Origin of the sequence: Pseudomonas sp. BNK-44-b (assembly GCF_047456245.1) — a bacterium.
In the GTDB taxonomy this organism is placed as follows: domain Bacteria; phylum Pseudomonadota; class Gammaproteobacteria; order Pseudomonadales; family Pseudomonadaceae; genus Aquipseudomonas; species Aquipseudomonas machongensis.
In genome coordinates, this window is record NZ_CP179908.1 from 265,978 (window position 1) to 281,883 (window position 15,906).

At 60.3% G+C, this 15,906-nt stretch carries 14 protein-coding genes and 2 tRNA genes; 15 read left to right on the forward strand and 1 reads right to left on the reverse strand.

Features of this window, described 5'->3' with window-relative positions; all coding sequences use genetic code 11:
- Nucleotides 1–7: 7 nt before the first annotated feature.
- Nucleotides 8–316: a ribosome assembly RNA-binding protein YhbY gene (gene yhbY / locus ACMGGG_RS01305; RefSeq protein WP_063542727.1), complete on the reverse strand. Its 309-nt coding sequence runs from the start codon at nucleotides 314–316 to the stop codon at nucleotides 8–10.
- A 102-nt stretch (nucleotides 317–418) separates the two neighbouring features.
- Here yhbY and rlmE point away from each other — a divergent pair, with 102 nt between their 5' ends.
- From rlmE to pnp, 15 genes are all read left to right on the forward strand, one after another.
- The gene (rlmE, locus tag ACMGGG_RS01310) at nucleotides 419–1,045 is read left to right on the forward strand and encodes a 23S rRNA (uridine(2552)-2'-O)-methyltransferase RlmE (protein WP_054892618.1); all 627 of its coding nucleotides are present in this window, start codon (nucleotides 419–421) and stop codon (nucleotides 1,043–1,045) included.
- 203 nt (nucleotides 1,046–1,248) lie between these two features.
- Nucleotides 1,249–3,156: an ATP-dependent zinc metalloprotease FtsH gene (gene ftsH / locus ACMGGG_RS01315; RefSeq protein ID WP_054892617.1), complete on the forward strand. Its 1,908-nt coding sequence runs from the start codon at nucleotides 1,249–1,251 to the stop codon at nucleotides 3,154–3,156.
- An 8-nt stretch (nucleotides 3,157–3,164) separates the two neighbouring features.
- The gene (gene folP, locus ACMGGG_RS01320) at nucleotides 3,165–4,016 is read left to right on the forward strand and encodes a dihydropteroate synthase (RefSeq protein WP_054892616.1); all 852 of its coding nucleotides are present in this window, start codon (nucleotides 3,165–3,167) and stop codon (nucleotides 4,014–4,016) included.
- A 17-nt stretch (nucleotides 4,017–4,033) separates the two neighbouring features.
- Entirely contained in the window at nucleotides 4,034–5,374 is a 1,341-nt protein-coding gene (gene glmM, locus ACMGGG_RS01325; RefSeq protein WP_063542729.1) for a phosphoglucosamine mutase, read from the forward strand.
- 66 nt (nucleotides 5,375–5,440) lie between these two features.
- On the forward strand, nucleotides 5,441–6,196 hold the full coding sequence (gene tpiA / locus ACMGGG_RS01330) for a triose-phosphate isomerase (RefSeq protein WP_112897270.1): 756 nt from the start codon (nucleotides 5,441–5,443) through the stop codon (nucleotides 6,194–6,196).
- Between the two features lie 4 nt (nucleotides 6,197–6,200).
- Nucleotides 6,201–6,593: a preprotein translocase subunit SecG gene (gene secG / locus ACMGGG_RS01335; RefSeq protein WP_054892613.1), complete on the forward strand. Its 393-nt coding sequence runs from the start codon at nucleotides 6,201–6,203 to the stop codon at nucleotides 6,591–6,593.
- Nucleotides 6,594–6,614: 21 nt separating this feature from the next.
- Nucleotides 6,615–6,700 (forward strand) — tRNA-Leu (locus tag ACMGGG_RS01340).
- Nucleotides 6,701–6,798: 98 nt separating this feature from the next.
- A tRNA-Met gene (locus ACMGGG_RS01345) sits at nucleotides 6,799–6,875 on the forward strand.
- Between the two features lie 130 nt (nucleotides 6,876–7,005).
- Nucleotides 7,006–7,464 (forward strand): ribosome maturation factor RimP, encoded by a 459-nt coding sequence (rimP, locus tag ACMGGG_RS01350; RefSeq protein WP_054892673.1) that lies wholly within the window; start codon nucleotides 7,006–7,008, stop codon nucleotides 7,462–7,464.
- Between the two features lie 59 nt (nucleotides 7,465–7,523).
- Nucleotides 7,524–9,005: a transcription termination factor NusA gene (gene nusA, locus ACMGGG_RS01355; RefSeq protein WP_054892612.1), complete on the forward strand. Its 1,482-nt coding sequence runs from the start codon at nucleotides 7,524–7,526 to the stop codon at nucleotides 9,003–9,005.
- Nucleotides 9,006–9,032: 27 nt separating this feature from the next.
- Complete coding sequence (gene infB, locus ACMGGG_RS01360; RefSeq protein ID WP_063542733.1) at nucleotides 9,033–11,570, forward strand: translation initiation factor IF-2; 2,538 nt, start codon at nucleotides 9,033–9,035, stop codon at nucleotides 11,568–11,570.
- Between the two features lie 118 nt (nucleotides 11,571–11,688).
- Nucleotides 11,689–12,087 carry a 30S ribosome-binding factor RbfA gene (gene rbfA, locus ACMGGG_RS01365; protein ID WP_054892610.1) on the forward strand — a complete coding sequence of 133 codons (399 nt, stop codon included), beginning with the start codon at nucleotides 11,689–11,691 and terminating at the stop codon, nucleotides 12,085–12,087.
- Between the two features lie 3 nt (nucleotides 12,088–12,090).
- A complete protein-coding gene (gene truB / locus ACMGGG_RS01370) occupies nucleotides 12,091–13,008 on the forward strand; it encodes a tRNA pseudouridine(55) synthase TruB (RefSeq protein WP_065861581.1) in 918 nt (305 codons plus the stop codon).
- Nucleotides 13,009–13,159: 151 nt separating this feature from the next.
- Nucleotides 13,160–13,429, forward strand: coding sequence for a 30S ribosomal protein S15 (rpsO, locus tag ACMGGG_RS01375; RefSeq protein WP_029613930.1), 270 nt, complete (start codon nucleotides 13,160–13,162; stop codon nucleotides 13,427–13,429).
- A 259-nt stretch (nucleotides 13,430–13,688) separates the two neighbouring features.
- On the forward strand, nucleotides 13,689–15,794 hold the full coding sequence (gene pnp, locus ACMGGG_RS01380; RefSeq protein WP_063542737.1) for a polyribonucleotide nucleotidyltransferase: 2,106 nt from the start codon (nucleotides 13,689–13,691) through the stop codon (nucleotides 15,792–15,794).
- The last annotated feature ends 112 nt before the right edge of the window (nucleotides 15,795–15,906 follow it).

Consider the following 15,906-nt stretch of genomic DNA (forward strand, 5'->3'; position numbering starts at 1 on the left):
GCCACCCTTACTTGTAGCGGTGGATGTTGGACAGCTGCTTGTTCGGCTGTGGGTTCTTGCGATAGATCAGTGCCTTCTTGCCAATGGTCTGTACCAGCTCGGCACGGCCTGCCTTGCACAGTGCTGCAATAGCGGCGGCGCGCTCTTCGCGATCTTCCGAGCGAATTTCGACCTTGATCAGTTCGTGATCGGCCAGCGCACGCTCCAGTTCGGCGATCACGCCTTCATTCAAGCCGTTACCGGCAACGATCAGGACCGGTTTCAGGTCGTGACCAATAGACTTGTACTGTTTCTTCTGCTCGTTATTGAGCGGCATAATCTGACCCTTTTCGTCTGATTCTGTAAAATTGGTGGCCATTTTACCCGAGGGCCACTGGCTCCGCCCAGTCAATCACGACGCTAATCATCGAGGTGCCCCGTGGCGCAGCGTTCCAAAAGCAGCCATAACTGGCTGAGAGAGCATTTCAACGATCCTTTCGTCAAGCAGGCGCAGAAGGACGGCTACCGCTCGCGTGCGAGCTACAAACTGCTGGAGATCCAGGAAAAGGACCGCCTCATCCGCCCCGGCATGAGCGTTATCGACCTTGGTGCTGCGCCGGGCGGCTGGTCGCAGGTGACCAGTCGTCTGATTGGTGGTCAAGGACGTCTGATTGCCTCCGACATCCTGGAAATGGACTCGATCCCTGACGTGACCTTCATCCAAGGCGATTTCACCCAGGATTCGGTACTCGAGCAGATTCTCCAGGCGGTCGGCGATTCGCATGTGGACCTTGTGATTTCCGATATGGCCCCCAATATGAGTGGTACGCCCGCTGTGGACATGCCGCGAGCCATGTTCCTTTGCGAACTCGCCCTGGATCTGGCAACCCGTGTGCTCAAGCCCGGTGGTGACTTCCTGATCAAGATTTTCCAGGGAGAAGGCTTCGATGTGTACCTCAAGGACGTGCGCAGCAAGTTCGACAAGGTGCAGATGCGCAAGCCGTCGTCCTCTCGGGATCGGTCCCGTGAACAGTACTTGCTGGCCAGGGGGTACAAGGGCGAGTGAGCGGGCGCTTGCGGGCTGGCCGATAGTTATTTCCAATCGGCCGCGGCCTCAGGATCGTCCGAACTTCGTGTAGTCTAGGTTTCACAAAGGGTTACAGACGGTGCCTGCGGATGCGCAGGTAATGTAGTAAGTTAGGGCGGTGAATATCATGCGAGGCACGGCTGCGTCGTGCGCCGACCTCAGAGGGTAGCTAATTGAACGACATGGCAAAGAATCTGATCCTGTGGTTGATCATCGCGGCTGTCCTCGTGACGGTGATGAACAACTTCTCCAGCCCTAACGAGCCGCAGACCCTCAACTATTCCGACTTCATCCAGCAGGTCAAGGACGGTAAGGTCGAGCGTGTGACCGTCGACGGCGCCGTCATCACCGGCAAGCGTACCGATGGCGACAACTTCAAGACCGTTCGTCCGGCCATTGCCGACAACGGCCTGATCGGCGACCTGGTCGACAATCATGTCGTGATCGAAGGCAAGCAACCCGAACAGCAGAGCATCTGGACCCAGCTGCTGGTCGCCAGCTTCCCGATCCTCGTGATCATCGCCGTGTTCATGTTCTTCATGCGCCAGATGCAAGGCGGTGCGGGCGGCAAGGGCGGGCCGATGAGCTTCGGCAAGAGCAAGGCGCGCCTGCTCTCCGAAGACCAGGTGAAAACCACCCTGGCCGATGTCGCGGGTTGCGACGAAGCCAAGGAAGAAGTCGGCGAGCTGGTCGAGTTTCTGCGTGATCCAGGCAAATTCCAGCGCCTGGGCGGTCGTATCCCACGTGGCGTGCTGATGGTCGGCCCGCCCGGCACCGGTAAGACCTTGCTGGCCAAGGCCATCGCCGGTGAGGCGAAAGTGCCGTTCTTCACCATTTCCGGTTCCGATTTCGTCGAAATGTTCGTCGGTGTCGGTGCCAGCCGTGTTCGTGACATGTTCGAGCAGGCGAAGAAACACGCGCCGTGCATCATCTTCATCGACGAGATCGACGCTGTCGGTCGCCACCGTGGCGCCGGCATGGGTGGCGGTCACGACGAGCGCGAGCAGACACTGAACCAGTTGCTGGTCGAGATGGATGGCTTCGAGATGAACGATGGCATCATCGTCATCGCTGCGACCAACCGACCTGATGTGCTCGACCCGGCGCTGCTGCGTCCTGGTCGCTTCGACCGCCAGGTGGTGGTGGGTCTGCCGGATATCCGTGGTCGCGAGCAGATTCTCAAGGTGCACATGCGCAAGGTGCCGGTCGGCGAGAACGTCAACGCCGCCGTCATTGCCCGTGGTACCCCCGGCTTCTCCGGTGCCGATCTTGCCAACCTGGTCAACGAGGCGTCGCTGTTCGCCGCTCGCTCCAGCAAGCGCCTGGTCGAGATGAAGGAGTTCGAGCTGGCCAAGGACAAGATCATGATGGGCGCCGAGCGCAAGACCATGGTCATGTCCGAGAAAGAGAAGCAGAACACGGCTTATCACGAGGCCGGTCACGCCATCGTTGGTCGTGTCGTGCCTGAGCATGACCCGGTGTACAAGGTCTCGATCATTCCGCGCGGTCGTGCGCTCGGTGTGACCATGTTCTTGCCCGAGGAAGACCGGTACAGCCTCTCCAAGCGTGCGCTGATCAGCCAGATCTGTTCACTGTACGGCGGCCGTATCGCCGAGGAGATGACCCTGGGCTTCGATGGCGTCACCACGGGTGCGTCCAACGACATCATGCGTGCCAGCCAGATCGCCCGGAACATGGTCACCAAGTGGGGCCTGTCCGAGAAGCTCGGTCCGTTGATGTACGCCGAAGAAGAGGGCGAGGTGTTCCTTGGCCGCAGTGCTGGCAGCCAGCACGCCAGCGTCTCCGGCGAGACCGCCAAGTTGATCGATTCCGAAGTGCGCAGCATCATCGATCAGTGCTATGCCACCGCCAAGCAGATCCTCACCGACAACCGCGACAAGCTTGACGCGATGGCCGAGGCCCTGATGAAGTACGAAACCATCGATGCCGACCAGATCGACGACATCATGGCAGGTCGTACGCCGCGCGAGCCGCGCGACTGGGACAACGATGCCGGCACCTCCGGCAACCAGGCGTCCCAGGGCGATCGTCCAGAGTCGCCGATCGGCGGTCCGGCGGCTCAACACTAAGGGTTCATATGACCTCTCAGCAGTACCCGACCCGGTTGCCTTGCGGCAACCGGGTTCTTGATTTGTCCCGTACCCATGTCATGGGTATCCTCAACGTCACCCCTGATTCATTTTCCGACGGCGGTCGCTTCAGCCGCCGTGACGAGGCCTTGCGCCATGCCGAGGCCATGGTCGCGGCGGGTGCCACGCTTATCGATGTAGGTGGCGAGTCTACTCGTCCCGGCGCTCGCGCAGTGTCGCCCGTCGAGGAGCTTGAGCGGGTCGCTCCGATCGTCGAGGCGATCAGCAGTCGCCTTGATGTCATCATCTCCGTCGATACCTCTACGCCCGCGGTAATGCGCGAGACGGCTCGGCTTGGTGCCGGGCTGATCAACGATGTGCGCGCCCTGGAACGCGATGGTGCGCTGGATGCTGCGGCCGACACCGGCCTGCCGGTATGTCTGATGCACATGCGCGGTGAGCCGGGTAACATGCAGGACAATCCGCGGTATGACGACGTCACCCAAGAGGTGGCTAGCTATCTGGAGCGGCGTATGGCTGCTTGCGCGGCAGTCGGCATCGGCGCGGAACGAATCATTCTTGATCCGGGCTTCGGGTTCGCCAAGAACCTGGCGCATAACCTGAGCCTGTTCAAGCATATGGAAGCACTCTATCGCCTGGGACGGCCGCTGCTGGTGGGCGTCTCGCGCAAGAGCATGATCGGCCAGGCGCTGGATCGTCCGGTCGGCGAGCGGCTGTACGGCAGCCTCGCACTGGCGGCATTGGCCATGACCATGGGGACGAGCATCCTGCGCGTACATGATGTGGCCGAGACCGTCGATGTGGTGCGCATGATCGCTGCGGTACAGAGCGCCGAATAAGAACGTTTGGAGTTTCTATGAGCAGAAAATACTTTGGTACCGATGGTATCCGTGGCCGCGTTGGCGAATATCCGATCACTCCCGACTTCATGCTGAAGCTCGGCTGGGCGGCGGGCATGGCCTTCCGCAAGCAGGGCAACTGCCGCGTTCTGGTGGGCAAGGATACCCGTATCTCCGGCTACATGTTCGAGTCGGCTCTGGAGGCCGGCCTCTCGGCTGCCGGCGCTGACGTGATGCTCCTCGGGCCGATGCCGACCCCGGCCATCGCCTACCTGACCCGTACCTTCCATGCTGAAGCGGGTATCGTCATCAGTGCTTCGCACAATCCGCATGATGACAACGGCATCAAGTTCTTCTCGGGCAACGGTACCAAGCTGCCAGACGAGGTCGAGCTGATGATCGAGGAGTTGCTCGATCAGCCGATGAATGTGGTCGAGTCGAGCAAACTGGGCAAGGTTTCTCGCATCAACGACGCTGCCGGTCGCTACATCGAGTTCTGCAAGAGCAGCGTGCCTAGCAGCACTGATTTCGCCGGCCTCAAGTTGGTCGTCGATTGCGCCCATGGTGCCACCTACAAGGTCGCTCCCAGCGTGTTCCGCGAGCTGGGTGCCGATGTCACTGTGCTGCATGCCCAGCCTGATGGTTTGAACATCAACGAGGGCTGTGGCTCCACGCATATCGAGTCGTTGCAGGCGGCCGTGCTGGTGGGGCATGCCGATCTGGGTATTGCCTTCGATGGCGATGGCGACCGTGTACTGATGGTCGACCATACGGGAGCGATCGTCGACGGTGACGAGCTGCTGTTCATCATTGCCCGCGACCTGCAGGAGCGAGGCAAGCTGCAGGGTGGGGTAGTTGGCACGCTCATGAGTAACCTGGGCCTGGAGCTGGCGCTCAAGGACCTCGACATTCCATTCGCACGCGCCAAGGTCGGTGACCGCTATGTCATGGCCGAGCTGCTTGAACGCGAATGGCTGCTCGGTGGTGAGAATTCCGGCCATGTGGTGTGCTGCAACCACACCACCACAGGCGACGCGATCATTGCGGCACTGCAGGTGTTGATGGCGCTCAAGCGTCGTGGTGAAAACCTTGCCCAGGCCCGTCAGGCGATTCGCAAATGCCCGCAGGTACTGATCAATGTCCGTTATGCCGCCGGTAGTGCCGATCCGCTGGAAAATCCTGCCGTGCAGGAAGCCAGTGCCAAGGTCACCGAGGCGATGGCTGGCCGTGGCCGTGTGCTGCTGCGCAAGTCCGGGACCGAGCCGCTGCTGCGAGTGATGGTCGAGGGCGACGACGAAAGTCAGGTGCGCAGCCATGCCGAAGCCTTGGCCAAGGTCGTTGCAGAAGTTTGTGCCTGAAAGACGCTTGCCAGCGCGATTCTGGTTGGGTAAGATCTGCGCCCACTTTGACCGACGAGGTAGAGCATGCGTCGCCCCATGGTAGCTGGTAACTGGAAGATGCACGGTACCCGCGCCAGCGTCGCTGAGCTGAGCCTGAGCCTGAGTAATCTGGCTCTTCCGAGTGGTGTCGAAGTTGCGGTGTTTCCGCCGTCGTTGTTTATCAATCAAGTCATTGATGAGTTGAGCGGCAAGGGGATCATCGTTGGCGCACAGAATTCTGCAGTACAGCCCGAACAGGGTGCGCTGACAGGTGAAGTTGCACCTAGTCAGTTGGCTGAAGTCGGTTGCAAGTTGGTGTTGATTGGCCATTCGGAGCGTCGCCAGATTATTGGTGAAACGGACGAAGTGCTGAATCGCAAGTTTGCAGCCGCACAGGCAAGTGGTTTGAAGCCGGTGCTCTGCGTAGGGGAAACTCTCGAGGAGCGCGAGGCTGGCAAGACGCTCGAAGTTGTCGGGCGTCAACTAAGCAGTGTTATCGATGCATTCGGTATCAAGGCTTTTGCCAATGCAGTAATTGCCTATGAGCCTGTATGGGCCATTGGCACTGGTTTGACGGCCTCGCCTCAGCAAGCCCAGGATGTGCATGCTGCCATCCGTGCGCAGCTGAAGGCGCTGGACGCCGAAGTTGCAGCGAATGCGCAACTTCTCTACGGCGGTAGCGTGAAGGCGGCCAATGCGGCCGAACTGTTCGGCATGCCGGATATTGATGGGGGGCTCATTGGTGGAGCATCCCTGAACGCAGACGAATTCGGTGCAATTTGTCGCGCCGCAGGAAACTGAACATATGCTGGAAACAGTCGTAGTTGTTTTTCATCTGTTGGCTGCACTGGCGCTGGTAGCGCTGGTTCTGATGCAACAGGGTAAAGGTGCGGAAGCAGGTGCATCTTTCGGCGCAGGTGCTTCAAATACTGTGTTCGGAAGCCAAGGTTCTGCTACCTTCCTGAGTAAATTTACTGCTATACTTGCTGCCACTTTCTTTTTGACTGCACTTGGGTTAGGATACTTTGCCAAGCAGCAGGCACACCAGCTGACTCAAGCCGGTTTGCCAGATCCAGCAGTGCTGGAAGTTAAAGAGCAAAAGCCGGCAGTAAATGATGATGTACCGGTGCTCCAGGAACAGAAGAGTGAAGCCGCCCCAAAAGGTGACGTCCCTCCTCCTACCGAAGAGCAGAAGTAACGGGTTTCAAGATGTAATATTGCCGAGGTGGTGGAATTGGTAGACACGCAACCTTGAGGTGGTTGTGCCCATAGGGTGTAGGGGTTCGAGTCCCCTTCTCGGTACCAATTGAAGCATGAGAGCCCGCTTTAGCGGGCTTTCTTGCAGGTGGAGGTCGGATTGACCCTGCACAGGGTTCGGTCTTATACTTTCGCCCCAGCTTTGTCGCGGGGTGGAGCAGCTTGGTAGCTCGTCGGGCTCATAACCCGAAGGTCGTTGGTTCAAATCCAGCCCCCGCAACCAGCTTCAGCGGAGCCCCTTTTCAGGGGCTTTTTGCTAGCTGAACAGTTCTTCGCGTCGTTGTTCAACGGCGCTTTCAGGGATGGGCGCTTCGCCCATTTTTTATTTGCACAGCATGCACGAGGGGGTTCAGGTGTCGAGCAAGCTAGAACAGTTGCAGGCCTTGTTGGCCCCGGTTGTCGAGGGTCTGGGCTATCAGTGCTGGGGGATCGAATACGTTTCCCAGGGTAAGCATTCGGTACTACGCATCTATATCGACAAGGAAGACGGCATCCTGGTGGACGACTGCGAGGCGGTCAGCCGTCAGGCCAGCGCCATTCTTGATGTGGAAGATCCGATCAGCAGTGAATACACCCTTGAGGTGTCCTCTCCAGGCATGGATCGCCCGCTGTTCACACTGGAACAGTTTGCTTCGCATGCGGGCGAGCAAGTGAAGATCAAGCTGCGTACGCCCTTCGAGGGTCGTCGTAACTTCCAGGGCCTTCTCCGCGGTGTGGAGGATCAGGACGTGGTGATCCAGGTGGATACCAACGAATTCCTGCTGCCGATCGACTCGATCGACAAGGCCAATATTATTCCCAGTTTTGACTGAGACGTGCCGGGCCCGGCGGACATTCCGGGCCTAATGGCTTGCGCAAGGCGAGGCGTACGATGAGCAAAGAAGTACTGCTGGTTGTTGAATCGGTATCCAACGAAAAGGGTGTACCACCCGGCGTCATTTTCGAAGCGCTGGAAGTGGCCCTGGCTACTGCAACCAAAAAACGTTTTGAAGACGAAGTCGATCTGCGTGTGGAAATCAACCGCCACACCGGTAGCTACGAGACCTTCCGTCGCTGGACCGTGGTCGACGAAAACGACCTGGACGATCCGGCGATCGAAACCTGGCTGGACAAGATCAAGGACTCTCATCCGGACGCCAAGATTGGCGACGTGATCGAGGAGAAGATCGAGTCCATCGAGTTCGGTCGTATCGCCGCCCAGACCGCGAAGCAGGTCATCGTGCAGAAGGTCCGTGAGGCCGAGCGCGCCCAGGTGGTCGACGCCTACCGCGAGCGTGTCGGCGAGATCATCTCCGGCACCGTCAAGAAGGTCACCCGCGACAACGTCATCGTCGACCTGGGCAACAATGCCGAGGCGCTGCTGGCTCGCGAAGACATCATCCCGCGTGAGACTTTCCGCGTCGGTGTGCGCCTGCGTGCACTGCTCAAGGAAATCCGCACCGAGAACCGTGGCCCGCAGTTGATCCTGTCGCGTACCGCACCGCAGATGCTGATCGAGCTGTTCCGCATCGAAGTGCCGGAAATCGCCGAGGGCCTGATCGAGGTGATGGCAGCGTCCCGTGATCCGGGTTCGCGCGCCAAGATCGCCGTGCGCTCCAAGGACAAGCGTATCGATCCTCAAGGCGCCTGCATCGGCATGCGGGGTTCGCGCGTCCAGGCAGTCTCCGGTGAGTTGGGTGGTGAGCGTGTGGATATCGTCCTGTGGGACGAGAACCCGGCACAGTTCGTCATCAACGCCATGTCGCCGGCCGAAGTCGCGGCGATCATCGTTGACGAGGATGCCCACGCAATGGACATCGCCGTTGCCGAGGACAACCTGGCGCAGGCTATCGGCCGCGGTGGTCAGAACGTTCGCCTGGCCAGTCAGCTGACTGGCTGGACCCTGAACGTGATGACCGAGAAGGATATCCAGGCCAAGCAGCAAGCTGAAACAGGTGACATCCTGCGTAACTTCATCGAGGAACTGGAAGTCGACGAAGAGCTGGCACAGGTGCTGGTCGACGAAGGCTTCACCAGCCTCGAAGAAATTGCTTACGTACCGTTGGAAGAAATGCTCAACATCGATGGCTTCGACGAGGAAATCGTCAACGAGCTGCGTGCTCGTGCCAAGGACCGTTTGTTGACCAAAGCCATCGCTACCGAAGAAAAACTGGCAGACGCCCATCCGGCCGAAGACCTGCTCTCCCTCGAGGGCATGGACAAGGACCTGGCGGCGGAACTGGCGGTGCGCGGCGTGGTTAACCGCGAAGACCTGGCCGAGCAGTCGATCGACGACCTGCTCGACATCGACGGCATCGACGAAGAGCGTGCCGGCAAGTTGATCATGGCCGCCCGAGCCCACTGGTTCGAGTAATTAGGCGCGGCCTGAGGAGAGAAGTGCATGACGCAAGTCACGGTGAAAGAACTGGCCCAAGAGGTCGAGGCACCGGTAGAGCGCCTGCTGCAGCAGATGCGTGAGGCAGGTCTGCCGCACACCGACGCCGGTCAGGTAGTGACCGACAATGAGAAGCAGGTTCTGCTGACTCATCTGAAGAGCAGCCACAAGAGCAAGGCGGAAGAGCCACGCAAGATTACCTTGCAGCGCAAGACCACCAGCACCCTGCGTGTCGCCGGTAGCAAGAGCATCAGCGTAGAAGTACGCAAGAAGAAAGTATTCGTGCAGCGCAGCCCGGAAGAGATCCAGGCCGAGCAGAAGCGTGAGGCTGAAGAGCGCCGTGCCGCTGAGAATGCTGCGCGTGAGAAGGTCGAGGCCGAGACTCGCCAGCGTAACGAAGAGCAGGCTCGCCGTCAGGCCGCCGAAGCTCCGGTTGCGGCGCCTGCGCCACGTGCCGAATCGGCTCCGGCTGCTGCCGAGCCTGTAGTGGCCGATGCCCCGGTGTCCGATGACGCCGCCGCACGTGCCGCCGAGCGCAAGAAGGACGAGAACCGTCGCAACGAAAACCGCACCCGTGACGACGACCGTCGTGGCGCCGGTGGTGAGCGTCGTGGCGAAGCCCCTCGCGTGTCGATCAAGGTCAAGGTCAAGGAGAAGGAAAAAGCTCCGACTCCGCGCGCTGCACCGCGCACCACTGACGAAGAGAGCGATGGCGCGCGTCGTGGCCGTGGCGGCAAGAGCAAGCTGAAGAAGCGCAACCAGCACGGCTTCCAGAGCCCGACTGGTCCGGTCATCCGTGATGTCAGCATCGGCGAGACCATCACCGTCTCCGAGCTGGCTCAGCAGATGTCGGTCAAGGCTGCCGAAGTCGTCAAGTTCATGTTCAAGCTGGGTACTCCGGTCACCATCAACCAGGTGCTTGACCAGGAGACCGCTCAGTTGGTCGCCGAAGAGCTGGGCCACAAGGTCACCCTGGTCAGCGATACCGCCCTGGAAGACTCCCTGGCCGAATCGCTGAAGTTCGAAGGTGAAGTCGAGTCCCGCGCGCCGGTCGTGACCGTCATGGGCCACGTCGACCACGGCAAGACCTCGCTGCTCGACTACATCCGTCGTGCCAAGGTCGCCGCTGGCGAAGCCGGTGGTATCACCCAGCACATCGGTGCCTACCACGTGGAAACCGACCGCGGCATGGTCACCTTCCTCGATACTCCGGGCCACGCTGCGTTTACCCAAATGCGTGCCCGCGGTGCCAAGGCGACCGACATCGTCATCCTGGTGGTGGCGGCGGACGACGGCGTGATGCCACAGACCCGTGAGGCCGTTCAGCATGCGAAAGCTGCTGGTGTTCCGCTGGTGGTCGCGGTGAACAAGATCGACAAGCCGGGTGCCGACCTCGATCGCATCCGCAACGAACTGGCCGTCGAAGGCGTGACCTCCGAGGACTGGGGTGGTGACACTCCGTTCGTCAAGGTTTCGGCGAAGATGGGTACCGGTGTCGACGAACTGCTCGAAGCCGTCCTGCTGCAAGCAGAGATTCTCGAGCTGACCGCCACCCCGACCGCACCTGGTCGTGGCGTTGTCGTCGAGTCGCGTCTGGACAAGGGCCGCGGTCCGGTCGCCACCATCCTGGTTCAGGACGGTACGCTGCGTCAGGGCGACATGGTTCTGGTTGGCTCCAACTATGGCCGTGTACGTGCCATGCTCGACGAGAACGGCAAGCCTGTGAAGGAAGCCGGCCCGTCGATCCCGGTCGAGATCCTCGGCCTGGATGGCACCCCGGAAGCCGGTGACGAGCTGTCCGTGGTCGCTGACGAGAAGAAGGCACGTGAAGTCGCCCTGTTCCGTCAAGGCAAGTACCGCGAGGTCAAGCTGGCCCGTGCTCACGCCGGCAAGCTGGAAAACATCTTCGAGACCATGGGTCAGGAAGAGAAGAAGACCCTCAACATCGTCCTCAAGACCGACGTGCGCGGCTCTCTGGAAGCACTCCAGGGCTCGCTCGGCAGCCTGGGCAACGACGAAGTTCAGGTGCGCGTCATCGGTGGCGGCGTCGGTGGTATCACCGAGAGCGACGCCAACCTGGCGCTGGCTTCGAATGCAGTACTGTTCGGCTTCAACGTGCGTGCCGATGCCGGCGCGCGCAAGATCGTCGAGCAGGAAGGTCTGGATATGCGTTACTACAACGTGATCTACGACATCATCGAAGACGTCAAGAAAGCCCTGACCGGCATGCTCGGCAGCGATGTTCGCGAGAACATCCTGGGTGTCGCCGAAGTGCGTGATGTGTTCCGTTCGCCGAAGTTCGGCGCCATCGCTGGCTGTATGGTCATCGAAGGTACCGTGTACCGCAACCGTCCGATCCGCGTACTGCGCGAGGACGTTGTGATCTTCGAAGGCGAGCTGGAATCGCTGCGTCGCTTCAAGGACGACGCCGCCGAAGTGCGTAACGGCATGGAGTGCGGTATCGGCGTCAAGAGCTACAACGACGTCAAGGTCGGCGACAAGATCGAAGTCTTCGAGAAAGTCCAGGTTGCCCGTACCCTGTAAGGGATGGGCGCGGCCCAGGCCCCGTCGCAAGGCGGCTGGCTGGGCCTCTGAAGGTAACGCCCGGTCAGGCACACCCGCCTGACCGGGCGTTTGCCGCTTTAAGATACAGGTAGCAAAAATGGCAAAAGAATATAGCCGTACCCAACGCATCGGCGACCAGATGCAGCGCGAGCTGGCCGAGTTGATCCGCCGTGAAGTCAAGGATCCACGTGTGGGCCTGGTGACCATCACCGCGGTCGACGTCAGTCGTGATCTCGGTCACGCCAAGGTCTTCATCACCGTGATGGGCCAGGATGACGCCGACGCCGTGCCCCAGACCCTCAAGGCGCTCAACAGTGCCGCCAGTTTCCTGCGTCTGCACCTCGGGCGGGCGATGCAACTGCGCAGCGTTCCACAACTGCATTTCCACTTCGATGAAAGTGTCAGCCGGGGTGTTCACCTCTCGGCACTGATCGAACGTGCGGTGGCCGAAGATCGCCTGCACAAGGATGCCGACGAGCTGGACACCAAGGAGTAAGCGGTGGCCCAGGTCAAACGTATCCGTCGTAACGTCAGCGGTATCATCCTGCTCGACAAGCCCTTGGGTTTCACCTCCAATGCAGCGTTGCAGAAGGTCCGCTGGCTGCTCAATGCAGAAAAGGCCGGCCATACTGGCAGCCTCGACCCACTGGCCACCGGTGTTTTGCCGCTTTGCTTTGGTGAGGCCACCAAGTTTTCGCAGTACTTGCTCGATTCCGACAAGGGCTACGAAACCGTCATGCAGCTGGGGCAGACTACCAGCACCGCAGACGCCGAAGGCGAGGTGCTGCAGACCCGCGAGGTGACCGTTGGTCGCGCCGATATCGAAGCCGCGATCCCGCGTTTTCGAGGTGAAATCCGCCAGGTGCCGCCGATGTACTCGGCGCTCAAGCGTGACGGCCAGCCGCTTTACAAGCTGGCGCGTGCAGGAGAGGTAGTGGAGCGCGAGGCGCGTTCTGTTACTATTAACCGCTTGGAGTTGCTCGAGTGTGAAGGCACCCGTGCGCGCCTCTCGGTCGGCTGCAGCAAAGGTACCTATATCCGCACCTTGGTCGAGGATATCGGTGAGGTGCTGGGCTGTGGTGCCTATGTCGCAGAATTGCGTCGCACCCAGGCCGGGCCTTTCGCCCTGGCGCAGACCGTGACGCTCGAGGAGCTCGAGCAGGCCCATGCCGAAGGCGGCAACGAAGCACTCGATCGCTTCCTCATGCCGTCCGACAGCGGGCTGCAGGACTGGCCGCTGGTGCTGTTGTCCGAGCACAGCGCGTTCTACTGGCTGCACGGTCAGGCAGTGCGAGCACCGGACGCGCCGCAGTTCGGCATGGTCCGGGTACAGGATCACAATGGTCGCTTCATCGGTATCGGTGAAGTGAGCGAAGACGGGCGCATTGCGCCGCGTCGACTGATTCGGTCGGAATGACCGAAACCACAGGGCAGGGCTTCGGTCGTGCGCTGGGGAACCGAGGATGGCTGTCAGTAGGCACGGTCATACCTCTTTTTATTAATACAGGGATTCAAGTCCCTGGCCTATTGGACCCCGCTTGCGGGATCCGTTTATCAGGAGAAGCCAAATGGCCCTCAGCGTCGAAGAAAAAGCTCAGATCGTTGCCGATTACCAGCAAGCCGCCGGCGATACCGGTAGCCCGGAAGTGCAGGTTGCTCTGCTGACCGCCAACATCAACAAGCTGCAAGGCCACTTCAAGGCCAACGAAAAAGACCACCACTCCCGTCGTGGTCTGATCCGTATGGTCAACCAGCGTCGTAAGCTGCTGGATTACCTGAAGGGCAAAGACACCACTCGTTACAGCGCCCTGATCGGTCGCCTGGGCCTGCGTCGCTAATAGCGGACTGGCCAGTGGTGTGCATGGCGTGTCGCATGCTTGGGGAGCGCTGCTTGTCAGCGCTACCCTTGGACACGCCACGCGTATCTCCGAGGTTGGCAGCCTGATGCCGTCGAGCGAATTTTTCGCAAGACGCCCAGGCTCCCAGCCTCGTGTTGTATCTGGACGGTCAACGGAGTCGACACTCCCTTCCGCCCAAGAATTCGCAAGATCCCAGTTTTCCCAGTTCCCCCAAGAGCCACTGAAAAGGTAGGAAACCGTGAACCCGGTAATCAAGACGTTCCAGTTCGGTCAATCGACCGTCACTCTCGAAACGGGCCGCATTGCCCGTCAGGCCACCGGCGCCGTGCTGGTCACCGTCGACAACGATGTCACCGTGCTGGTGACCGTGGTCGGTGCCAAGCAAGCCGATCCAGGCAAGGGCTTCTTCCCGCTGTCCGTGCACTATCAGGAAAAGACCTACGCCGCTGGCAAGATCCCTGGCGGTTTCTTCAAGCGTGAAGGCCGTCCTTCCGAGAAAGAAACCCTGACCTCGCGTCTGATCGACCGTCCGATCCGCCCGCTCTTCCCTGAAGGCTTCATGAACGAAGTGCAGGTCGTCTGCACCGTGGTTTCCACCAGCAAGAAGACCGATCCGGACATCGCTGCGATGATCGGTACCTCGGCTGCCCTGGCCATCTCCGGCATTCCGTTCGAAGGCCCGATCGGCGCCGCCCGCGTTGCCTTCCACGAAAGCACCGGCTACCTGCTGAACCCGACCTACGAGCAACTGGCTGCCTCGAGCCTGGACATGGTCGTTGCCGGTACCTCCGACGCCGTACTGATGGTCGAATCGGAAGCCCAGGAGCTGACCGAAGACCAGATGCTGGGCGCCGTGCTGTTCGCCCACGACGAGTTCCAGGCTGTGATCAAGGCCGTCAAGGAACTGGCCGCCGAAGCCGGCAAGCCAACCTGGGACTGGAAACCAGCCGTTGCCAACACTGCGCTGTTCGACGCTATTCGTGCCGAGTTCGGTGAAGCCGTATCCCAGGGCTACACCATCACCGTCAAGGCCGACCGCTACGCGCGTCTGGGCGAGCTGCGTGACCAGGCCATCGCCAAGTTCTCCGGTGAAGAAGGCCAGCCATCGGCGAGCGAAGTCAAAGACATCTTCGGCGAAATCGAGTACCGCACCGTTCGCGAAAACATCGTCAACGGCAAGCCGCGTATCGACGGTCGCGACACCAAGACCGTACGTCCGCTGAACATCGAAGTCGGTGTTCTGCCCAAGACTCACGGTTCGGCACTGTTCACCCGTGGTGAAACCCAGGCCCTGGTCGTTGCCACCCTCGGCACCGCCCGTGACGCCCAGCTGCTGGACACTCTCGAAGGCGAGAAGAAAGACCCCTTCATGCTGCACTACAACTTCCCGCCGTTCTCGGTAGGCGAATGTGGTCGCATGGGCGGTGCTGGCCGTCGCGAGATCGGTCACGGCCGTCTGGCTCGTCGCTCGGTCCAGGCCATGCTGCCTGCCGCTGACGTGTTCCCGTACACCATCCGCGTCGTTTCGGAAATCACCGAATCCAACGGTTCGAGCTCCATGGCTTCGGTCTGCGGTGCTTCCCTGGCTCTGATGGACGCTGGCGTTCCAATGAAAGCGCCGGTTGCCGGTATCGCCATGGGCCTGGTCAAGGAAGGCGAGAAGTTCGCGATCCTGACCGACATCCTGGGTGACGAAGACCACCTGGGCGACATGGACTTCAAGGTTGCCGGTACCGCCAAAGGTGTTACCGCGCTGCAGATGGACATCAAGATCAACGGTATCACCGAAGAGATCATGGAGATCGCCCTGGGCCAGGCCCTGGAAGCTCGCCTGAACATCCTCGGCCAGATGAACCAGATCATCGGTCAGTCGCGTACCGAGCTGTCGGCCAACGCCCCGACCATGATCGCGATGAAGATCGACACCGACAAGATCCGTGACGTCATCGGTAAAGGCGGCGCCACCATCCGCGCCATCTGTGAAGAGACCAAGGCCTCGATCGACATCGAAGACGACGGCTCGATCAAGATCTTCGGCGAAACCAAGGAAGCGGCAGATGCTGCCAAGCAGCGCATCCTGGGTATCACCGCAGAAGCCGAGATCGGCAAGATCTACGTCGGCAAGGTCGAGCGTATCGTCGACTTCGGCGCCTTCGTCAACATCCTGCCAGGCAAGGACGGTCTGGTGCACATCTCCATGCTCAGCGATGCGCGTGTAGAGAAGGTTACCGACGTGCTGAAAGAAGGCCAGGAAGTCGAAGTACTGGTACTGGACGTGGACAACCGCGGCCGTATCAAGCTGTCGATCAAGGACGTCGCCGCTGCCAAGGCATCGGGTGTCTAAGCCTTATCGGCAATGACTGAAAAAAGGACCTCCTCGGAGGTCCTTTTTTTATGCGAGCAGAAAAACCTGTTGGACTTGCATCTTGCATGCAGTTTTTTCGTCGGGGTTGCAA